The following is a 21,691-nucleotide window of genomic DNA, read 5'->3' as shown; positions in this document are numbered from 1 at the left end:
ACCTTGGGGCTTGGAGCTAGTCTCAATAGCAAGCCGTACAACGGCTTGCCGCCGGCCCCGCCGGACACTCACCCAGGCCTGCCACGAGCAGGCGCGAAATGAGGTCATCATGAAAATTCGTGAACTCGCCCAGCATTGGGAAGAAAACGCCAAGGGTCGCCTGACCGACACCGGCTACACGATTCATCTGGACGTCGAGGCCGCTGCGCGGCTGGCGGCGATTGCCGAGATGTACCCCAAACGCCACCCGGAAGAACTGCTCGGCGAACTGATCGGCGCCGCGCTCGAAGAATTCGAGGCGAGCCTGCCGTATGTGAAAGGTTCGACCGTGGTCGCCACCGATGAGGAAGGTGATCCGCTGTACGAAGACGTCGGGCCGACACCGCGGTTTCTGGCGCTTTCTCGCCGGCATCTGCAGGACTTGTCCGCCGCTGCCGGCAAGCAAAAACACTGACACAACAAAGATCAAACTGTGGGAGCGGGCTTGCTCGCGAATGCGGTATTTCAGCCGACATTGATAGCGACTGATTCACCGCATTCGCGAGCAAGCTCGCTCCCACATTGGCTGTATTGAACTTCAAAAATCCCACACTTTTTACCCCGCGCGTACCTCTCCCCGCCTCCAAAGTTCCCGGTTTAGAGCCTTGTCCGTTTGGTCAAAAAAAAATTTGGCGATAGGCCATCTTTTCTGAACTTTTGAAAAACGCCTCCGGTCGGAAGCTGTAACCACGCCTGGAACGAGCGTTTCAAAAACTCGCTTTACACGACGCTCGCGGCTCCTCGACCAGGATGGATTTTCAGTTTTATCAGGAGTTAAACAATGGAGTTGAAGACCATGAAGACCCAAACCTCGTTCTCCCACCTGCGCGGTCTGAAACTGGCTGCTCTGGCTATCGGTACCAGCTTCGTTCTGGCCGGTTGCGCCGGTAACCCACCGACCGAGCAGTACGCCGTGACCCAATCGGCGGTCAACAGCGCCGTCAGCGCCGGTGGTACCGAGTTTGCTGCGGTGGAAATGAAGCAGGCGCAGGACAAGCTGAAACAAGCCGAAATCGCCATGCACGACAAGAAGTATGAACAGGCTCGCACCCTCGCCGAACAGGCCGAATGGGATGCGCGTGTAGCAGAACGCAAGGCTCAGGCCGCCAAGGCCGAACAGGCTCTGAAGGATTCCCAGAAAGGTGTTCAGGAACTGCGTCAGGAAAGTCAGCGCACCGTGCAGTAAGCGCGCATCCCGAATCGCAAAGCTGAAACTTTTATAGATAGAAAGGACGACAAATTATGCGTAAGCAACTGATGATCCCCGCTCTTCTGGCCGCAAGCGTTGCCCTGGCTGCCTGCTCCACTCCGCCTAACCCGAACCTGGAACAGGCGCGCACCAACTACGCCGGCCTGCAGGCCAACCCGCAAGCCAGCAAAGTCGCTGCCCTGGAAACCAAGGACGCCAGCGATTACCTGGACAAGGCTGACAAGGCTTATCTGGACAAGCAAGACGCTGCCAAGGTTGACCAACTGGCCTACCTGACCAACCAGCGCGTGGAAGTGGCCAAGCAGACCATCGCCCTGCGCACCGCTGAAAACAACCTGAAGAACGCTGCCGCGCAACGTGCCCAGGCCCGTCTGGACGCTCGCGATCAGCAGATCAAACAGCTGCAGAACAGCCTGAACGCCAAGCAGACTGATCGCGGTACCCTGGTGACCTTCGGTGACGTGCTGTTCGCCACCAACAAGGCTGACCTGAAATCCAGCGGTCTGGTGAACATCAACAAACTGGCGCAATTCCTCCAGGAAAACCCTGATCGCAAAGTGATCGTCGAAGGCTACACCGACAGCACCGGCGCGGCGTCTTACAACCAGTCGCTGTCCGAGCGTCGTGCGACCTCGGTTCAAGTCGCACTGATCAAGATGGGCGTAGATCCTTCGCGCATCGTGGTTCAGGGTTATGGCAAGGAATACCCGGTTGCCGACAACGGCAGCGTCTCGGGCCGTGCGATGAACCGTCGTGTGGAAGTGACCATTTCCAACGACAACCAGCCAGTGCTGCCACGTTCGGCCGTCAGCTCGAACTAAGCGTCACGCAGTAACGCAAAAGCCCCGCCTGACTGAGTCAGGCGGGGCTTTTTTTGGCCATACATATTCCCCTGTGGGAGCGGGCTTGCTCGCGAAAGCGGTGGATCAGTCGGAATATAGAGTGACTGACACACCGCTTTCGCGAGCAAGCCCGCTCCCACAGTTTTGATCGGGTTATTGCTCGAGTTTCTGCGGGGTTTCCTGCCCCATGCAGCGCACGGCTTTTTTCTGCGCGTTGATCAGCACACCGGTCAGGCCTTTCTGCTCGGTATCAAACAGCACCAGCACGCCATCGATGCACTGCGCCACTTGCGGCGCCGGGTCCAGCGAGATTTTGTAGTCTTCGCCCGGCACGGTCTTGAGCATGGTGAATTCGTTGAGCAGCAGCGCATCCTCGGGTTTCGCGAAGTGCAGGTAACCGTAGTACCACAGCGCCCCAACCGTGCCGAGGATGCTGCAGATACCGGTGATGATCAGCGGGATGGCGTTACGTTCTTCAGTCATTGCGGACTCTCATTTTCAGAATTCGGGGGTTGCGGGTAGTTCGGGATCTCGCCGAGGCGGCGCAGGCCGTTGAAATGCTCGGGGTCTTCCAGATAACGCAGCATCACCTGGCGCCAGACCGGGTCGCCGAAGGTCTGCACGTGGCCGCCGCGGGTCAGTTGCAGCACACGCGGTGGCGGCGCTGCCTGATACAGGCGGATGGCGTTGGACATTGGCACCAGTGGGTCGTCGATGCTGTGAAAGATCAGTTTCGGCACGCCCTTGAGCTGCGGCATCGAGTGGATGGCGCTGTCGCCGTCCGGCACCAGCCACGACAGGGGCACCTGGAACGGCCAGGTCAGCCATGAGGTGCTGAGGGCGTACTGGCCGACGCTGCGGTAACTGGCGGGCACACCATCGAGCACGAAAGCCTTGAGCTGTTTTTGCCGCTCGGGGTGCTGCGCCAGCCAATGCACAGCCATTGAGCCGCCGAGGCTCTGACCGAGCAGGATCAGCGGCTTGCCTTTGACCTCGGGCGCCTGATCCAGCCAGGCGAACGCGGCGTCGATGTCCTGATAGATCGCCGGCAGGCTCGGTTCACCCTCCGACAAGCCATACCCGCGATAGTCCACCAGCAGCACCTGATAGCCATTTTTCGGCAACCACCAACTGCCGCCGAGGTGCATCGGCAGATTGCCGCCATTGCCGTGCAGGTGCAGAACCGTGCCCTTGACCTCGACCCCGGGTTTGGCCGGCAGCCACCAGGCGTTGAGCTTGAGGCCGTCAACCGTGGTCAGCGTGACGGTACGGTATTCGAGCTTGGCTTTTTCCGGGGTGAAGATCTGGCCCGGCTCAGGGTAGAACAACAGCGAACTGCAACCGCCGAGGGTCAGGAGCAGGCAAAGGATGCCGAGGATTCTCATCCGGTGAAACCTCGCGAAGGAAATTAGCAAAACACATGACCCTGTGGGAGCGAGCTTGCTCGCGAAGGCGGAGTATCAGTCGACATTCAGGCTGAATTGCAGACCGCTTTCGCGAGCAAGCTCGCTCCCACAGGGGTAACTCATCGCCTAGAGGATATTGGAGTAATCCGCCTCGATCCGGTCCAGGCTCAGGTGATTGAGGAAGTTGGAGAAGCACATCCACGCCGACAGCGCGTTCATGTCGCGAAACTGTTCCGGCAAATACTTGGGCGGTACCACCAGACCTTCATCGACCAACTGACGCAGGGTACGCATGTCTTCCAGGGTGGTCTTGCCGCAGAACAGCAGCGGCACCTGTTCGAGCTTGCCTTTACGCACGGCCAACTGAATGTAGTTGTAAACCATGATAAAGCCCTTGAGATAGGACAAGTCTTTGGTAAATGGCAGGCCGGTCGGCGTCGAACCACGGAACACCCGACTGGCGTTGCCGTAGCTTTCGGCCATTTCAAAACCCTGCTCGCGGAAGAACTCGAACACCTGCAAGAAGTCCGCGCCCTCCTCGACCATGTGAATCGCGCGGGTACGGTTGGTCAGCTTGCGCAGGCGACTCGGGTAGGAGGCGAAGGTGATGATTTCCATCAGGATCGCCAGACCTTCCTGGGTCACCGTCGACGAGGGCGGGCCCTTGGACAGGAAGGTGCAGATCGGCTGGTTCAGACCGTTGAGGGTGGTGCCGACATGCACCAGGCCTTCGTGGACTTCCAGTGCGCGCACGTCGCGGTCGTTGAACAGCGCGTCGGTGCGGATCTTGATGTAGTCGGCGCCCGCCGCCGCGTCGGCGACAATCCCGTCGGACTCGAACACGCGGATGGTTTCCTCGGCCTCGCCGAACACCTTGTTCAAACGGGTTTGCAGCAGGTGCACGGCGTCCTTGGCGGTGAGGATCTTCGGCTCGTCCTTCAGGTCGCCCCGGCCATCAATGTTGTTCAGGTAGTCGGACATCATCAGGCCGAGGTCGGCCAGGGTCGGGTCGCCGGCGTGAAACGCATCGGAGGCGGCGCCATACAGCTCTTGCGAGATCAGGCCGAAATCCTCGGTGCCACGCGCTTCGAGCATGCGCACCACCATGCGGTATTCCTTGCACATGCGCCGCATGATCTGCCCGACCGGGTTGAACTGGCCGAGCTGGCGGGTGATGTCGCGCTCGATGTTCTGGAATTCCAGTTTGACCTTGCTCGAATCGAAGGACAGCGGCCGATTGAGGTAATAGTCGCGATCCACCGCCGGCATTTCCTTGCCCTTGGCCTTGAGAAAACCCTTGCGGATATTCTCGTCCCACTTCACCGCGTCGAGCACGCGGATCGGCGTCTGCGCCAGCACAATGCGATCGGACAGCGTGCGTATCGTCTGCTGGTAATCGTCCACCCGAAACTCCTGTAGAAAACTGAATTATTTGGCGCGGGCCTGGCGCTGATAGCGCGCGGCTTCGACGAAGGCATCGGAATTGGCCGGATCGTCGAGGTAAGCAAAGACCTTGTCGAGACTGCTGTCGACCTGTACGCCGTCACCATCGTCGGTCGGGAATGGCTGACCGTCGAGGTTTTTCTGTTTGATCGCCTGATTGATCTGTTCGAGGTCGAGGCTGTACACCACCAGTTCGTGTTTGTCGGTGAGTTCGAAACCGGCGATGGTGTATTGGCCACCGTAACGCGCCGGCACTTTCGCCGACAGATACCAGCGACTGCCATGGTGCGACACGGTGAACGGGTACGCCTCGCGCTCGTGGGGTCTGGCCTTGAACCAGGTGATGGCCTGATAGCGATCAGTGCCGACGCGGGTCAGCTCAAGGTTCATCGGCTCGCCCCAGGCATTGGTGCTCGACCATGTGCCCAGCAACCCCTTGGGCGCCGGGGCACTGGCAGGCAGCGGATCCTTGAAGGTCACCAGACAGCCACTGAGCAGCAGGAACGACAAGGCGATCAGCACGCCACGCCAGGCTTTCATTCAACACTCCCTATGAACACGCGTCGCCCTGATGATCCGGCTCAGTCCCCTTGTGGGAGCGGGCTTGCTCGCGAAGGCGGCGGGTCAGTCAACTGAAGCGTTGAATGTGATACCGCCTTCGCGAGCAAGCCCGCTCCCACAGGGGATCTCCATCAGCTGTCACACCGAGGCGAGGACCAGATGCATATACCGCGTCAGAATCCCGAGCATGTCCTGTTCGGCCAAAGGCTCGGCGTCGTTGAGCAGGCCCTGATATTCCATCCGTCCGATAATCGCCGTCAACACCTTGGCATCTTGCTGCGGTTCACGCGAGCCCAGTACCTGGAACAACTGGCAGGTGCCCTGCAGCAGAATCTGCTGATGGGAGCGCACCAGATCCGCCAGCCGCGGGTTGAGCAGCGCTTCCTGGCGGAACGCCTGCTCGGCCATCAGGTGCTCGCGGCGGTTGACCAGTTGCCGGTGCACGTAGTCAGCCATCAGCCGCGCGATGTCATCCGCCAGTTTCGAGCGCGACTCGGGGCTGCCGTCGCCACTGACGACCATCTCGCGCAGCAGGCCTTCGTTGTTGATCCACAGCTTGGCCATGTAGGCCGCGCTGCGCTCGACGTATTGAGCGAAGGTATCGGTGAGCAGGTCATCGATATCCTTGAAGTAATAGGTGGTGGCCGACAGCGGCACACCGGCCTCGGCCGCCACGGCCCGGTGGCGTACGGCACGCACGCCGTCACGCACGACGATGCGCATCGCCGCGTCGAGAATGTCCTGACGACGCTGCTCGCTGCCCTGTCGGCTGGCCTTGCGGCCCTGGTACTGAACACTTTCAGCGACCGCAGTGGCGATACCCGCTGCACCTTCTTGAGCGATTGCAACCATCACGACTGGACTTCCTCTGCTATTTCAAAAGTAACCAATTGATACATTTGTACCAGACAGGCAATAAAAAGCCGCCTGTTTTAGGCGGCTTTTTAACTGAAACGTTTACGCTTGCGGTCGCATGTGCGGGAACAGGATCACATCGCGGATCGACGGCGAGTTGGTCAGCAACATCACCAGACGGTCGATGCCGATGCCTTCACCGGCCGTTGGCGGCATGCCGTACTCCAGCGCACGCACGAAGTCGGCGTCGTAGTGCATGGCTTCGTCGTCGCCGGCGTCCTTGTCGGCCACCTGCGCCATGAAGCGCTCGGCCTGGTCTTCCGCGTCGTTCAACTCGGAGTAGGCGTTGGCGATTTCACGGCCGCCGATGAACAGCTCGAAACGGTCGGTGACGTTCGGGTTCTCGTCGTTACGACGGGCCAGCGGCGACACTTCGAACGGGTACTGAGTGATGAAGTGCGGCTGCTCCAGCTTGTGCTCGACCAGCTCTTCGAAAATCATCACCTGCAGCTTGCCCAGACCCTCGAAGCCCAGCACCTTGGCGCCGGCCTTCTTGGCGATGGCGCGGGCCTTGTCGATGTCGTTCAGGTCATCGGCGGTCAGCTCAGGGTTGTACTTGAGGATCGAGTCGAACACCGACAGACGGGCAAACGGCTCGCCGAAGTGGAACACCTTGTCGCCGTACGGCACGTCGGTGCTGCCCAGAACCAGCTGCGCCAGTTCGCGGAACAGTTCTTCGGTCAGGTCCATGTTGTCTTCGTAGTCGGCGTAAGCCTGATAGAACTCCAACATGGTGAATTCAGGGTTGTGACGAGTCGAAACGCCTTCGTTACGGAAGTTGCGGTTGATCTCGAACACTTTTTCGAAACCGCCAACCACCAGACGCTTGAGGTACAGCTCAGGCGCGATACGCAGGAACATTTCCATGTCGAGCGCGTTGTGGTGGGTTTCGAACGGCTTGGCTGCGGCGCCGCCAGGAATGGTCTGCAGCATCGGCGTTTCGACTTCGAGGAAGTCGCGCTTCATCAGGAAGCTGCGGATGTGCGCGATCACTTGCGAGCGTACGCGGAAGGTCTGGCGCACGTCTTCGTTGACGATCAGGTCAACGTAACGCTGACGGTAGCGCTGTTCGGTGTCGGTCAGGCCGTGGTGCTTGTCCGGCAGCGGGCGCAGCGACTTGGTCAGCAGGCGCACATTGGACATTTCGACGTACAGGTCGCCCTTGCCGGAACGCGCCAGGGTGCCTTCGGCGGCAATGATGTCGCCCATGTCCCAGGTCTTGACGGCGGCCAGGGTGTCTTCGGACAGGGTTTTACGGTTGACGTAGACCTGGATGCGACCGGTCATGTCCTGGATCACCATGAACGAGCCACGGTTGAGCATGATGCGACCGGCAACCTTGACCGGGATAGCAGCCTCGGCCAGCTCTTCCTTGGTCTTGTCCGCGTACTTCTTCTGCAGATCTTCGCAGTAGTTTTCGCGGCGGAAGTCGTTCGGGAAGGCGTTGCCCTTGGCGCGCTCGGCAGCCAGCTTTTCCTTGCGCAGGGCGATCAGCGAGTTTTCTTCCTGTTGCAGGGCTTGCGGGTCGAGTTGTTGGTCGCTCATGTCTTTAGATATTCCATCAGGTTCGTTGCCCCCGGGCCTGGCGGCCCGGGAATCGCCAGCAGGGCTGGCTCCTACAGGGATCGCGTTGCATCAGCGCCCCTGTGTGCGTCTTTTACAGCCCCGATTTCAGGCTGGCTTCCAGGTATTCGTCGATGTCGCCGTCGAGCACCTTGTCGCAGTCGCTGCGTTCGATGTTGGTGCGCAGGTCCTTGATCCGCGACGCGTCGAGCACGTACGAACGGATCTGGTGACCCCAGCCGATGTCCGACTTGGTGTCTTCCAGCGCCTGGGAAGCGGCGTTGCGCTTCTGCATTTCCTGCTCGTACAACTTGGCCCGCAGCATTTTCATGGCGGTGTCCTTGTTGGCGTGCTGGGAACGTTCGTTCTGGCAGCTGACCACGGTGTTGGTCGGTACGTGGGTGATACGTACGGCCGAGTCGGTGGTGTTTACGTGCTGACCACCGGCACCGGAGGAACGATAGGTGTCGATCCGCAGGTCTGCCGGGTTGATTTCGATTTCGACCTTGTCGTCGATCTCTGGCGAGACGAAAACAGCAGAGAACGAGGTGTGGCGACGGTTGCCGGAGTCGAACGGGCTCTTGCGCACCAGACGGTGCACGCCGATCTCGGTACGCAGCCAGCCAAAGGCGTATTCGCCCTTGATGTGCACGGTCGCACCTTTGATACCAGCGACTTCACCGGCCGACAGCTCCATGATGGTCGCGTCGAAACCGCGTTTGTCCGCCCAGCGCAGGTACATGCGCAGCAGGATGTTGGCCCAGTCCTGGGCCTCGGTACCGCCGGAGCCGGCCTGGATGTCCAGGTAGGCGTTGTTCGGATCCATCTCGTGGCTGAACATGCGGCGGAATTCAAGCTTGGCGAGGTTTTCCTCGAGACGGGCCAGTTCGGCGACGACATCGCCCACTGCACCTTCGTCGTTTTCTTCGACAGCCATGTCCAGCAGGTCGCGGCAATCGGCCAGACCGCCGTTCAGTTCGTCGAGGGTATCGACGATCTGCGCCAGCGCCGAGCGCTCGCGGCCCAGCTCCTGGGCGTATTCAGGTTTGTTCCAGACACTCGGATCTTCAAGCTCGCGATTGACCTCGGTCAGACGCTCATGCTTTTGATCGTAGTCAAAGATACCCCCGAATAGTTTCGGAGCGCTCGGACAGGTCCTTGATGGTGTTCAGGATCGGGTTGATTTCCATGACGGGCAGCACTCGTTGGCGAACTTTTGAAAGCCGGCGAGTATAACGTAATCAGGCTGTCACGGCAGCCCGTCTGGCGGCTGTTAAGGCGATTCACTTGACATGGCCTGACGCAGATCCCCTGTGGGAGCGGGCTTGCTCGCGAAGGCGGTGTGTCATTAAGCATCGATGTCGACTGATACTCCGCATTCGCGAGCAAGCCCGCTCCCACAGGGGGATTGCGAACCTATTCGATACCCACCTGATTACGCCCGTTGTTCTTCGCCAGGTACAACCCGCGATCCGCCGCCGAAATCAGCAGCCGGCAATCGCTGCCCGACTGCGGCACCATGGTCGCCAGGCCGATGCTGATGGTCAGGCTCGCCCCGTCGCTCGGGGTGTTGTGCGGAATCTTCAAGGCCGCCACGGTCTGACGCAGTTTCTCCGCCACCAGGCGTGCGCCGCCCGGCGAGGTGTTCGGCAGCACCAGGGCGAACTCTTCACCGCCGTAGCGCGCCGGCAGGTCCGACGGTCGGGCGCTGGCGTCGCGGATCGCCGTGGCGACCTTGCGCAGCGCCTCGTCGCCTTCGACGTGGCCAAAGCTGTCGTTGTAGGACTTGAAGTAATCGACGTCGATCATCAGCAACGACAACTGGCTCTGGTCGCGCAGCGAACGGCGCCATTCCAGCTCCAGGTACTCGTCGAAGTGCCGGCGGTTGGACAGCCCGGTCAGGCCGTCGGAGTTCATCAGCCGTTGCAGCACCAGATTGGTGTCGAGCAACTGCTGCTGGCTGACGCGCAACGCGCGGTACGCCGCATCCCGCTGCAGCAGGGTCATGTAGGAGCGCGAGTGGTAACGGATGCGCGCCACCAGTTCGATGGTGTCCGGCAGCTTCACCAGATAATCGTTGGCCCCGGCGGAAAACGCCGCACTCTTGATCAGCGGGTCTTCCTTGGTCGACAGGACGATGATCGGGATGTCCTTGGTCGCCGGGTGATTGCGGTACTCGCGCACCAGGCTCAGGCCGTCGAGGCCGGGCATCACCAGATCCTGCAGGATTACCGTCGGTTTGATCCGTACCGCCTGGGCGATGGCCTGGTGCGGGTCGGAGCAGAAGTGGAAGTCGATGTTCTCTTCATTCGACAGCCCACGGCGCACGGCTTCGCCGATCATCGCCTGATCGTCCACCAACAACACCATGGCGGCGTTTTCGTCGGTTTTAATGTCGTCGATCTGTAAATCATTCATGGGCGGTCACCTGAGTACTGCGGGGGCCAGGATTGCGGAATAGCCTGTTCATTTGGGGAAAACCTCCAGCAACCGTGGCGCTATCTTTTCCAGTGGACGGATTTCGACGGCAGCATCGATGGCCGCTGCGGCCTTGGGCATGCCGTAGACCGCACTGCTTTGCTGGTCCTGCGCGATGGTCAGATAACCCTGCTGGCGCATGAGCTTAAGCCCTTGCGCCCCATCGCGTCCCATTCCGGTCAATAAAACCCCGATCGCATCGCCGTTCCAATAACTGGCGACACTTTCGAAAAACACGTCGATCGAAGGTCGGTAGATCTCATTGACCGGCTCGGCGGTGTAGGCCAGCGTGCCGTTTTTCAATAAGCGAATATGGTGGTTGGTGCCGGCCAGCAGCACCGCGCCAGCCTGCGGCGGCTCGCCTTCGCGGGCCAGGCGTACATCGAGGCCGCTGGCGCTGGCCAGCCATTCGGCCATGCCGGCAGCAAACACCTGGTCAACGTGCTGCACCAGCACGATGGCCGCCGAGAAGTTGCGCGGCAGGCCCTTGAGCAACACTTCCAGCGCTGCCGGTCCGCCGGCAGACGAGCCGATCGCCACCAGCCGCTTGCACGACGCCGAACTGCGGTGGGGCGTCGGCACCGGACGCGAGCGCGGGGTTTTCTCGCCGATCAGCCAGCCAATGTTGAGGATCTTGCGCAGCAACGGCGCTGCCGCTTCCTGCGCGTTGCCGGCACCAAGGGCCGGGGTATCGACCACGTCCAGCGCGCCGTGGCCCATGGCTTCGAAGACCCGGTGTACGTTCTGCTGGCGGTCGACCGTGACGATGACAATGGCGCACGGGGTTTCGGCCATGATCCGCCGGGTAGCCTCGACGCCATCCATCACCGGCATGATCAGGTCCATCAGGATCAGATCCGGAGTGTTTTCGGCGCACAGTTGCACCGCCTCGGCGCCATCTCTGGCGACCCAGATCACCTGATGCGCCGGCTCGAAGGCCAGCGCACGGCGCAGTGCCTCCACCGCCAGGGGCATATCGTTGACGATTGCGATTTTCATGCCCGCGCTCCTCCAATGAGCTCAACCACTGCATCAAGCAGGGCGTCGTCATGAAAACTGGCCTTGGCTAAATAATAGTCGGCGCCGGCATCCAGTCCACGACGCCGGTCCTCTTCACGATCCTTGTACGAGACCACCATCACCGGCAGCGATTGCAGACGGTTGTCGCGGCGCAACAGGGTGACCAGCTCGATGCCGTCCATGCGCGGCATGTCGATGTCGGTGATCAGCAAATCGAAGTCCTCCGAACGCAAGGCGTTCCAGCCGTCCATGCCGTCTACCGCCACCGCCACGTCGTAGCCGCGATTGAGCAGCAGCTTGCGTTGCAGCTCGCGCACGGTCAGCGAGTCGTCGACCACCAGAATCCGCTTGCGCGCCACTTCGGCGGCCTGATTGCCATAGCGGGCGATACGTTCCAGACGCCCGGTATTGAGCAGTTTGTCCACCGAGCGCAGCATGTCCTCGACATCGACGATCAGCACCACCGAACCGTCGTCGAGCAACGCCCCGGCGGAAATGTCCTGAACCTTGCCCAGCCGCTCATCCAGCGGCAGCACCACCAACGTGCGCTCGCCGACAAAACGCTCGACCGCCACGCCGTAGACCGCATCGCGCTCGCGGATCACCACGACCTTGAGGGTTTCGCTGCTGCTCTGACTGGCCGGACGATTCAACAACTGGCTGGCGGCGACCAGGCCGACGTGCCGGCCTTCGTGCCAGAAATGCTGGCGCCCCTCGATCTGCACGATGTCCTGTGGCTGCAGATCGCACATGCGCTCGATGTGCGCCAGCGGAAAGGCGTAGGCCTCTTCGCCGACTTCCACCACCAGACTGCGCACCACCGACAGGGTCAGCGGTACTTCCAGATGAAAGCGGCTGCCCTCGCCTGCCGTCTGCTCCAGCACCACCGCGCCGCGCAACTGCCGCACCATGTGCTGCACCGCATCAAGACCGACGCCACGTCCGGACACTTCGGTGACCGTGTCGCGCAGGCTGAAGCCCGGCAGAAACAGGAATGTCAGCAGCTCGTCTTCGCTCAACTGCGCCGCCGTTTCGGCGGGCGAAAGCTGACGTTCGACGATGCTGCGGCGGACCTTTTCCAGATCGACACCGTTGCCGTCATCGCTCAACTCCAGCACCAGCAAACCAGCCTGATGCGAGGCACGCAGGCGGATCAGGCCTTCTTCGGACTTGCCTTTGAGCAGGCGTTGTTCCGGGGTTTCGATGCCGTGATCGACCGCGTTACGCAACAAATGAGTCAGCGGCGCTTCGAGCTTTTCCAATACGTCGCGATCGACCTGCGTCTTCTCGCCCTCGATCTCCAGCCGCACCTGTTTGCCAAGGCTGCGCCCCAGATCCCGGACCATGCGCACCTGACCGGTGAGCACATCGGCGAACGGGCGCATGCGGCAGGCCAGCGCGGTGTCGTAGAGCACTTGGGCGCGCTGGCTGGCTTGCCAGGCGAATTCGTCCAGTTCGGCGTTCTTTTCCGCGAGCAATTGCTGAGACTCGGCCAGCAAGCGTCGGGCATCTTCAAGGGCTTCCTGGGCTTCGAGGCTCAGCGCGTGTTCCTTGAGATGCACGTTGAGGCTTTCCAGTGCCCGCAGGCCGTTATTCTGCATGCGCTTGAGACGCTGCATGGTCGCCAGATGCGGTTTGAGGCGCTGGGTTTCGACCAGCGATTTACTCGACAGGTCGAGCAGGCTGTTCAGGCGTTCGGCGGTAACCCGCAGCACCCGCTCGCCACCTTCGGTGGTGCGTTTGCTCTTGCGCGGAGCCGAATCGGATGCTTCCAGCGGTGTATCGATCACCGTCGCTGGAGGCTCAATCGGAGTCGGCGTTGGCGTTGGCGCCTGCATCTGCAACTCGGCCATCGGCGGCGGCGCCACTGCGGGCGGTGCCGAAGGGTCGAGCAGGCGCCCCATCAACGCCACATACGCTTCGATGTCCGGCGCTTGCGGGGCATTGGCCGGCGTGGCGATACGCATCAACAGATCGGTGCCCTGCAACAACGCATCGATGTGTTCGGGGCGCAGCAGCAGCCGCCCTTCCTGAGCGCTGACCAGGCAATCTTCCATCACGTGGGCGACGCTGACGCCGCTGTCGATCCCGACGATGCGCGCCGCGCCCTTGAGCGAGTGCGCCGCGCGCATGCACGATTCCAGATAATCGGCCTGGGTCGGATTGCGCTCCAGCGCCAGCAGCCCGCTGCTGAGCACCTGGGTCTGGGCCTCCGCTTCGAGACCGAACAGCTCCAGCAGCGAGGCGTCGCGCATTTGCTCGGGGGTCATGTGAGGCTCCGGGTCACGGCGGACAGCAGCTGTTCTTCATCCAGCCAACGCAGGCTGCGCCCCCGGAATTGCAGAACACCACGGGTGTATTTGGCGCTGGCGGTGCTGTGGTGTTCACCGCCGGCACGCGACGCGGCGTCGAGAATTTTTTCGTCGATGGCGTGGATGCCGTCAACTTCGTCCACCGGCACCACCACTGGCCCGCCGTGGGCGGCGATGATCAGCATGCGCGGCATGATCCGCGCGCCGCTGGCCGGTGCGGCATTGCCGTCCAGATCGAGCAGTTCGACCAGCGACAGGCAGGCGACCAACGCCCCGCGCACGTTCGCCACGCCGAGCAAGGCCCGCGAACGCTGATGCGGCAACGAGTGAATCGCCTGCAGAGGCGCCACCTCCACCAGAGTGCGGGTGGCCAATCCCAGCCATTCCTCGCCGAGGCGGAACATCAGCAGCGAACGGGTTTTCACATCGGTTTCAACCGCCACGGCGACCGGATCGCGCTCGTCCTGCTGCAACGCATAACGGTCAAGCAGACGGGTGGCGGCGGCGGAATACACCGCGCAGTTGCGGCAATGAATATGCTCGGCCAGCAGCGGGCACGACTTGTCGCCGTGAATGCCGATGCGGTTCCAGCAATCATCGATGGCCCGGGCGTCTTCGTGGGTGACGTTCAAGGTGTCGGACGGGATCATCGTTTACGCTCACTGTCGGCGGTGCGGCCGCTGCGGGCGGCGCGTTCCTGCAATCGTCTGGCACCGGCGCTGTCACCCTGGGCCTGCAGCAAGGCAGCCAGGTGCATCAACGCTTCGGGGTGTTGCGGTTCAAGGTACAAGGCCTTGCGGTAATAACTCTGGGCTTCGAGGGCGGCGCCGGCAACGTCGCTGAGCAGGCCGAGCCAGTAGAACACCTGGGCCACCGGTTCGTGACTGCGCAGGTACTGCTCACATGCCGCGCGGGCTTCGGCACTCTTGCCTTCGTTGGCCAGCGCAGCGATGTTGGCGAGCAAGGTCGCCGCGTCCGGGTGGGCACTTTTGCTGTTGACGGGCAGCGGTGCAACGCTGGCAAACGGACGCGGGCGCACTGGCGGCGGCGGCGGACTGCGCAACGGTTGGCGCACGGGCAATGGCGTGGGGGTCGGCAATGACACCGGCTCCGGCAGCGGATCATTGTGGCGACTGAAGGCAAACGACTGCGGAATGCCGATCGAACGCATGCCCAGGCGCCCGAGCAGACTGCCTTCGGCCGGGCCGATGAACAGCACGCCATCGGCGTGAGTCAGGCGCTTGAGCACTTCGAAGACTTGCTTCTGGGTCGGCTGATCGAAATAGATCAACAGGTTGCGGCAGAACACGAAATCGAACGGTGGCTCGCCCGCCAGCAGCGTCGGATCCAGCACATTGCCGGCCTGCAGGCGCACCTGCTCGCGCACCGCTTCGTTGACCCGATGCCCCTCCGGCTCGGCGGTGAAATGACGCTCGCGATAGTCCAGATCCTGACCACGAAACGAGTTCTTGCCGTAACGAGCCCGCCGCGCCTTCTCCACCGACAGCGGGCTGACGTCCATGCCGTCGACCTTGAACTGATGCGGTTTGAGACCGGCATCGAGCAAAGCCATGGCAATCGAATAGGGCTCCTCGCCGGTCGAGCACGGCAAGCTGAGGATGCGCAGCGCGCGCATGTTGTTCAATTCATCCAGACGCTTGCGCGCCAGCTTGCCGAGCGTGGCGAAGGATTCCGGGTAACGGAAAAACCAGGTTTCGGGGACGATCACCGCCTCGATCAACGCTTGCTGCTCGTCACGCGAGCCTTGCAGCAGTTGCCAGTACTCATCGCTGTGCGCCGCTTGCGAGAGCGTGGTGCGCTGACGCACCGCCCGCTCGATGATCGCCGGGCCCACCGAGGTGACATCCAGACCGATGCGTTCCTTGAGGAAATCGAAAAAACGCTGGTCGCTGCTCATGACTGCGCCTCAAGCGGCGCCGGGAACAGCAGGCTGCGCACCGCGTCATCCAGCAAGTCGTTGACCCGCACCCACTGCACCAGCCCTTGGGCATCTTCGCGCACCGGGCCAAGGTACGGCGCCTGGCGATTGTCCAGACCATACGGCTGGAAGTCTTCGGGGTTGCAGCGCAGGGTATCGGTCGCCTGCTCAAGGATCAGCCCGAGCCAGCGCGGCGGCTGCCGTTCATCCGGACGGTAATGCACCAGCACCAGCCGCGTACTGGTGCGCGCCTCGGCAGGCTGGCCGAAGGTCAGCGCACTGAGGTCGAGCGCCGGTACCACCGTACCGCGATAGGCAAACACCCCGGCGACCCAGCCCGGTGCCTGGGCAATCGGCTTCAACGGCAGGCGCGGCAGCACTTCCGCCACCTCGGTGGCGCGCAAGGCGTAACGTTCGTTGCCGATGCGAAACAGCAGGAACAACGCCTGCTTCGCCACTGGCGCAGCGCTGCGTTTGGCGGTGATTTCGCTCATCAGACTTTGAATCGCGAAACGCCGCTGCGCAGCCCGACGGCCACCTGGCTCAGTTCGTCAATGGCGAAACTGGCCTGACGCAACGACTCGACGGTCTGGCTGCTGGCATCGCCCAACTGCACCAGCGCGTGGTTGATCTGCTCGGCACCGGTGGCCTGGGCCTGCATGCCTTCGTTGACCATCAACACCCGCGGCGCCAGCGCCTGCACCTGATGGATGATCTGCGACAGCTGCTCGCCGACCTGCTGCACTTCGGACATGCCACGACGCACTTCTTCGGAGAACTTGTCCATGCCCATCACGCCGGCGGACACCGCCGACTGGATCTCGCGGACCATTTGTTCGATGTCGTAAGTGGCGACGGCGGTCTGATCCGCCAGACGCCGCACTTCGGTGGCGACCACGGCAAAACCGCGACCGTATTCACCGGCCTTCTCGGCCTCGATGGCGGCGTTGAGCGACAGCAGGTTGGTCTGGTCGGCGACTTTTACGATGGTCACCACCACCTGATTGATGTTGCCGGCCTTCTCGTTGAGGATCGCCAGTTTGGCGTTGACCAGATCGGCCGCGCCCATCACCGAGTGCATGGTGTCTTCCATCCGCGCCAGACCTTGCTGGCCGGAACCGGCGAGCACCGAGGCCTGATCGGCAGCGGTAGACACCTCGGTCATGGTGCGCACCAGATCCCGCGAGGTGGCGGCGATCTCCCGCGAGGTCGCGCCGATCTCGGTGGTGGTGGCCGCAGTTTCGGTAGCGGTGGCCTGTTGCTGTTTGGAAGTGGCGGCGATTTCGGTCACCGACGTGGTCACCTGCACCGAGGAGCGCTGGGCCTGGGACACCAGCGAAGTCAGCTCGGCCATCATGTCGTTGAAACCGGTTTCCACAGCGCCGAACTCGTCTTTGCGGTCGAGGTTCAGACGGCTGCTCAGGTCGCCGGTACGCATGATTTCGAGGATCTTCACGATGCGGTTCATCGGCGCCATGATCGCGCGCATCAGCAGCAGACCGCAGGCACCGGCCGCCAGCACCGCCACCAGCAGCGAGACGAACATGCTGACCTTGGCCGCTGCCACCGCTTCGTCGATGTTGGCCATGGCCTGATCGGCAACCTTCTTGTTCTCGCCGATGATGTCATTGAGTTTCATGCGGCCGGTGTACCACGCCGGGGTCAGCTTCTCGGTGAACAGCTTGACCGCTTCGGCTTCCAGGTTGCGCTTGTGCAAGTCGAGCACCTGATCCTGGATCTGCATGTAGACGTCGTGGTCTTTCTCGAACGCGGCGAACTCGACCCGGTCTTCATCGGTGGTGACGGTGTTGCGGTAGTTGGCCATCTGCTCTTGCAGGCGCGTCTCGAACGCCTTGTAGTCCGCCGCGTCTTCGCTGCTGATGCCCTGCCCTTCCTTGAGGCCGAGCAGTTCCTGGGTCTGCAGATAGCTGTCGACCCAGGCGCCACGAATCATCGAGCTGTAATAGACGCCGGGCACCGCGTCGTCACGCACACTGCTTTCACTGGCTTCGATCTTCAGCAAGCGTGAATACGAAACAACGACCATCAGCAACATGATGGCGATAATCACCGCAAAGCTCGCCAAAATGCGTTGGCGCAACGTCCAGTTCTTCACAGTGAGTCCTCGTGCCTAAGTCGAAATGCGGGGAGTATAGCCGAGGGCGGTGTTTCATTTATAAGACGCTTTTTAACCCTCGGGCCGGCCCGACGTGGTTCGCGGGAAGGCTCTGGGGTGGGACTGTCCGACAATCCCGGGCTGCCGTGCCAGCGATGGAATGGCAAAAAGGGGCGATGGATCGGCCATTGCTGTTGTTGTGAGGCTGGAAACGCAATCGCGAGCAGGCTCACTCCTACACATTTCGGCGTCCAGTCCAAAACCTTGTAGGAGCTGCGGCACGCTGCGATCTTTTGATTTTTAAAGCCAACATCAAAAGATCGCAGCGTGCCGCAGCTCCTACATGAGTACCGTGTTCAGGTAGTTCTATAGCGACGCCTGTCGTACCTGTTTCTCCAGCTCTACCTTCAACCCCGGCTCCAGCTTCAGTTGCTTCGCCAACTCTTCCAGATAGGCCTTTTCCATAAAGCTTTCCTCATCCACCAGCATCACACTGGCGATGTACATCTCCGCGGCCATTTCCGGCGTACTGGCGGCGCGGGCGACATCGGCTGGGTCGAGGGGTTTGTTGAGTTCGGCGTGCAGCCAGTGTTGCAGTTCCTGATCGTTGTCGAGTCGGGTGAATTCGCCTTCGATCAACTGGCGCTCGCGGTCGTCGATGTGGCCGTCAGCTTTGGCCGCTGCAACGAGGGCTTTGAGAATCGCCTGGCTGTGTTGCTCGGCTTGCGCGGGTGGCAGTCGATCCAGCGTCTGCGGTTCGGTTTGTGGCGCGGTGCCTTTTTGCGCGTTCCAGTTGCCGTAAGCCTTATAGGCCAGCACACCAAGGGCAGCGAGGCCACCGTAGACCGCAACTTTACCGCCGACCTTGCGGGCCTTTTTGCTGCCGAGCAGCAGGCCCATCGCCCCGGCAGCCAACGCGCCACCGCCCGCCCCCGAGAGCAGGCCACCCAGCGCACCAGCGCCTGAAGTGCCACCGAGCAAACCGCCCAGCCCGCCAGCCGCCGGTTTGTTCTGCGCGCTACCGGCCTTGTTCTGCAACAGATCCTGGCCGGACTTGAGTAGTTGATCGAGCAATCCACGGGTGTTCATGTTCCGCCTCCAAAACAGGGGTTATCCGGATCTATCAGGCCCTCAGCCTAGTTCGAAAGTGCCCCGGCCCTGCCTGCGAGTGTGCTTCCAGATGTTGCTCCGCCGGCAACAGCCCTTCGTGAAAATAGATATACACTCCAGCCAATCTATAAAACCGCCCACCGGGTACCCTGCTCATGATGACCCTGCGTCAGATCCGTCACTTCATCGCGGTGGCCGAGACCGGCTCGATTTCCGCGGCTGCGCAAACCGCGTTCATTTCCCAATCGACCCTGACCCTGGCGATTCAGCAACTGGAAGAGGAAATCGGCGTCAGCCTGTTCAGCCGCCACGCCAAGGGCATGACCCTGACTCACCAGGGCCACCAGTTCCTGCGGCAGGCGCACCTGATTCTGGCCACGGTGGATAACGCCAAGCGCAGCCTGCAACAAAGCACCGATCAGGTTGCCGGACAGTTGATCGTCGGCGTGACCAGCCTGGTCGCCGGTTACTACCTCGCCGATCTGCTCACCCGCTTTCAGCGCGCCTACCCCAATGTCGAAATCCGCGTGATGGAGGACGAGCGCCCCTACATCGAGCACCTGTTGGTCAGCGGCGAAATCGATGTCGGCGTGCTGATCCTCTCCAACCTCGAAGACCGCCACGCCTTGCAGACCGAAGTGCTGACCCATTCGCCGCACCGTCTGTGGCTGCCGGCCCAGCATCCATTGCTGGAACACGACAGCATCAACCTCGCCGACGTCGCTCGCGAACCGTTGATTCAACTGAACGTCGACGAGATGGATCGCAACGCCCAGCGCCTGTGGCGCGGTGCCGGCCTGCAACCGAAGATCACCCTGCGCACTGCATCGACCGAAGCCGTGCGAAGCCTTGTCGCAGCAGGTCTGGGCGTATCGATTCAACCGGACATGACTTACCGCCCGTGGTCACTGGAGGGCGACATCATTGAAGCGCGGCCGATTGCCGACCTCAACCAGACCCTCGATGTCGGTCTGGCCTGGCGCCGCGGTACTGCACGTCCCGCTCTGGTCGACCCGTTTTTGACTGTGGCCCGCGAACAGCCGCACGGCGGACGCAAGCCATCTATTTAATCGAATGCCACCTTCAGTATTTAGAATTTGTCGACCTCGGAGCCGCGCACTAGTCTTGCAGCATCTATAAGACGGTCGGCTCCCGGGCACGGGAGCAGCAATGACCACACAAGAAAAGAGATCGCGGAAAATGGCTGGCGTGCAGACCCCGATGTGTACCGCGTTGTTGATCGACGGCGAACTGGTCGCCGGGCAAGGTTTTGTCGAACCGATCCTCAACCCGGCCACCGGTGAAATCCTCACCCACATCGCCGAGGCCAGCACCGAGCAGGTCGAAGCCGCGATCCTCGCCGCTCACCGCGCCTTCACAGAATGGTCACGGACCACGCCACAGCAACGCTCGAACCTGCTGCTGGACATCGCCAACGCGGTGGAAAAACACGCCGACTACCTCGCCCGTCTCGAAGCGCTGAACTGCGGCAAGCCGCTGCACCTGGCGCGGCAGGACGATCTGACCGCCACCGTCGACGTGTTCCGCTTCTTTGCCGGCGCCGTGCGCTGCCAGACCGGTCAGCTCAGCGGTGAATACCTGCCGGGTTACACCAGCATGGTGCGCCGCGATCCGATTGGCGTGGTGGCGTCGATTGCGCCGTGGAACTACCCGATCATGATGGCCGCGTGGAAAATCGCCCCGGCCCTCGCCGCCGGCAACACCCTGGTGTTCAAGCCATCCGAACACACGCCGCTGTCGATCCTCGCACTGGCGCCAGCGCTCGCCGAGATCCTGCCGCGCGGTGTCATCAACATCATCTGCGGCGGTGGCGAAGGCGTCGGCAGTCATCTGGTCGGTCACGCCAAGGTGCGCATGGTCTCGCTGACCGGCGATATCGTCACCGGGCAGAAGATCCTTCAGGCGGCGGCAAAAACCCTCAAGCGCACGCATCTGGAACTCGGCGGCAAGGCCCCGGTGATCGTCTGCAACGACGCGGATATTCAAGCAGTGGTCGACGGCGTGCGCACTTACGGTTACTACAACGCCGGGCAGGACTGCACCGCCGCATGCCGGATCTACGCGCAGGCCGGGATTCACGACAAACTGGTCGCCGAACTCGGCGCAGCGGTCAGCAGCCTGCGCTTCGCCGGCAAACGCGATGCCGACAACGAGATCGGCCCGCTGATCAGCACCCGCCAGCGCGACCGCGTCGCCAGTTTCGTCGAACGCGCCCTCGGCCAGCCGCACATCGAGCGCGTGACTGGTGCGGCGGTGCACTCCGGCGCCGGGTTCTTCTACCAGCCGACGTTGCTGGCCGGTTGCAAACAGACGGATGAAATCGTCCAGCGCGAAGTGTTCGGCCCGGTGGTCACCGTGACCCGCTTCGACGAACTCGCGCAAGCCGTGGACTGGGCCAACGACTCCGAATACGGCCTCGCCTCGTCGGTATGGACTCAGAATCTGGACAAGGCGATGCAGGTCGCCGCCCGCTTGCAGTATGGCTGCACCTGGATCAACAGCCACTTCATGCTGGTCAGCGAAATGCCCCACGGCGGGCTGAAACGCTCGGGTTACGGCAAAGACTTATCCAGTGATTCGTTGCAGGACTACAGCGTGGTGCGGCACATCATGGCCCGCCACGGCCAGCATCTCTGACTACGCTAATAACAAGCCGCAAAACGGCATGGCTTCACCGCGTTCACAACTGCCCCGACCATAATTTAAAGAAGAGGGT

At 61.8% G+C, this 21,691-nt stretch carries 20 protein-coding genes; 5 read left to right on the top strand and 15 right to left on the bottom strand.

Annotation, left to right across the window (positions count from 1 at the left end):
* Window positions 1-109: 109 nt before the first annotated feature.
* The 3 genes from ACVHNU_RS02055 (at window position 110) to lptF (ending at window position 2,070) form a co-directional block, all read left to right on the top strand.
* A complete protein-coding gene (locus ACVHNU_RS02055; RefSeq protein ID WP_003222064.1) occupies window positions 110-454 on the top strand; it encodes a hypothetical protein in 345 nt (114 codons plus the stop codon).
* Between the two features lie 366 nt (window positions 455-820).
* Window positions 821-1,225 (top strand): DUF4398 domain-containing protein, encoded by a 405-nt coding sequence (locus ACVHNU_RS02050; RefSeq protein WP_003222062.1) that lies wholly within the window; start codon window positions 821-823, stop codon window positions 1,223-1,225.
* 56 nt (window positions 1,226-1,281) lie between these two features.
* Window positions 1,282-2,070: a lipotoxin F family OmpA-related lipoprotein LptF gene (gene lptF, locus ACVHNU_RS02045; protein ID WP_003222060.1), complete on the top strand. Its 789-nt coding sequence runs from the start codon at window positions 1,282-1,284 to the stop codon at window positions 2,068-2,070.
* Between the two features lie 174 nt (window positions 2,071-2,244).
* Here lptF and ACVHNU_RS02040 read toward each other — a convergent pair whose 3' ends face one another.
* From ACVHNU_RS02040 to ACVHNU_RS01970, 15 genes are all read right to left on the bottom strand, one after another.
* Window positions 2,245-2,574 (bottom strand): hypothetical protein, encoded by a 330-nt coding sequence (locus ACVHNU_RS02040; RefSeq protein WP_003222058.1) that lies wholly within the window; start codon window positions 2,572-2,574, stop codon window positions 2,245-2,247.
* Window positions 2,571-3,476, bottom strand: coding sequence for an alpha/beta hydrolase (locus tag ACVHNU_RS02035; protein ID WP_473018903.1), 906 nt, complete (start codon window positions 3,474-3,476; stop codon window positions 2,571-2,573). Before ACVHNU_RS02035 ends, ACVHNU_RS02040 begins: the two co-directional genes overlap by 4 nt.
* A gap of 147 nt (window positions 3,477-3,623) precedes the next feature.
* Complete coding sequence (locus tag ACVHNU_RS02030; protein WP_003222055.1) at window positions 3,624-4,901, bottom strand: flavohemoglobin expression-modulating QEGLA motif protein; 1,278 nt, start codon at window positions 4,899-4,901, stop codon at window positions 3,624-3,626.
* 24 nt (window positions 4,902-4,925) lie between these two features.
* A complete protein-coding gene (locus tag ACVHNU_RS02025) occupies window positions 4,926-5,480 on the bottom strand; it encodes a hypothetical protein (protein WP_473018902.1) in 555 nt (184 codons plus the stop codon).
* Between the two features lie 159 nt (window positions 5,481-5,639).
* Entirely contained in the window at window positions 5,640-6,353 is a 714-nt protein-coding gene (locus tag ACVHNU_RS02020) for a TetR/AcrR family transcriptional regulator (RefSeq protein WP_003222051.1), read from the bottom strand.
* Between the two features lie 105 nt (window positions 6,354-6,458).
* Window positions 6,459-7,961, bottom strand: a complete 1,503-nt coding sequence (gene lysS, locus ACVHNU_RS02015; protein ID WP_473018901.1) for a lysine--tRNA ligase — start codon at window positions 7,959-7,961, stop codon at window positions 6,459-6,461.
* Window positions 7,962-8,073: 112 nt separating this feature from the next.
* Window positions 8,074-9,169 (bottom strand): peptide chain release factor 2 gene (gene prfB / locus ACVHNU_RS02010; protein ID WP_103485386.1). Its coding sequence is split into 2 segments (ribosomal slippage): window positions 8,074-9,096 and window positions 9,098-9,169, totalling 1,095 coding nucleotides; the frame shifts between segments, so codons are not numbered across the junction.
* 226 nt (window positions 9,170-9,395) lie between these two features.
* Window positions 9,396-10,397, bottom strand: coding sequence for a response regulator (locus ACVHNU_RS02005; RefSeq protein WP_201135705.1), 1,002 nt, complete (start codon window positions 10,395-10,397; stop codon window positions 9,396-9,398).
* Window positions 10,398-10,445: 48 nt separating this feature from the next.
* A complete protein-coding gene (cheB, locus tag ACVHNU_RS02000) occupies window positions 10,446-11,456 on the bottom strand; it encodes a chemotaxis response regulator protein-glutamate methylesterase (protein ID WP_003222043.1) in 1,011 nt (336 codons plus the stop codon).
* Window positions 11,453-13,747, bottom strand: coding sequence for a response regulator (locus tag ACVHNU_RS01995; protein ID WP_473018900.1), 2,295 nt, complete (start codon window positions 13,745-13,747; stop codon window positions 11,453-11,455). The genes cheB and ACVHNU_RS01995 overlap by 4 nt, the downstream gene beginning before the upstream one ends.
* The gene (locus ACVHNU_RS01990) at window positions 13,744-14,439 is read right to left on the bottom strand and encodes a chemotaxis protein CheW (protein ID WP_003222039.1); all 696 of its coding nucleotides are present in this window, start codon (window positions 14,437-14,439) and stop codon (window positions 13,744-13,746) included. Before ACVHNU_RS01990 ends, ACVHNU_RS01995 begins: the two co-directional genes overlap by 4 nt.
* The gene (locus ACVHNU_RS01985; RefSeq protein WP_473018899.1) at window positions 14,436-15,707 is read right to left on the bottom strand and encodes a CheR family methyltransferase; all 1,272 of its coding nucleotides are present in this window, start codon (window positions 15,705-15,707) and stop codon (window positions 14,436-14,438) included. Before ACVHNU_RS01985 ends, ACVHNU_RS01990 begins: the two co-directional genes overlap by 4 nt.
* Complete coding sequence (locus ACVHNU_RS01980) at window positions 15,704-16,222, bottom strand: chemotaxis protein CheW (protein WP_473018898.1); 519 nt, start codon at window positions 16,220-16,222, stop codon at window positions 15,704-15,706. Before ACVHNU_RS01980 ends, ACVHNU_RS01985 begins: the two co-directional genes overlap by 4 nt.
* Complete coding sequence (locus ACVHNU_RS01975; RefSeq protein ID WP_473018897.1) at window positions 16,222-17,844, bottom strand: methyl-accepting chemotaxis protein; 1,623 nt, start codon at window positions 17,842-17,844, stop codon at window positions 16,222-16,224. Before ACVHNU_RS01975 ends, ACVHNU_RS01980 begins: the two co-directional genes overlap by 1 nt.
* Window positions 17,845-18,210: 366 nt before the next feature.
* Window positions 18,211-18,933: a tellurite resistance TerB family protein gene (locus ACVHNU_RS01970; protein ID WP_473018896.1), complete on the bottom strand. Its 723-nt coding sequence runs from the start codon at window positions 18,931-18,933 to the stop codon at window positions 18,211-18,213.
* Between the two features lie 176 nt (window positions 18,934-19,109).
* Here ACVHNU_RS01970 and ACVHNU_RS01965 point away from each other — a divergent pair, with 176 nt between their 5' ends.
* Window positions 19,110-20,024 (top strand): LysR family transcriptional regulator, encoded by a 915-nt coding sequence (locus ACVHNU_RS01965; protein ID WP_007967749.1) that lies wholly within the window; start codon window positions 19,110-19,112, stop codon window positions 20,022-20,024.
* A 130-nt stretch (window positions 20,025-20,154) separates the two neighbouring features.
* Window positions 20,155-21,612 carry a gamma-aminobutyraldehyde dehydrogenase gene (locus tag ACVHNU_RS01960; RefSeq protein WP_473020047.1) on the top strand — a complete coding sequence of 486 codons (1,458 nt, stop codon included), beginning with the start codon at window positions 20,155-20,157 and terminating at the stop codon, window positions 21,610-21,612.
* Window positions 21,613-21,691 lie beyond the last annotated feature (79 nt).

Source organism: Pseudomonas sp. Ors-4-3C (assembly GCF_055755035.1).
This window is presented reverse-complemented; position numbering and strand designations above follow the sequence as displayed.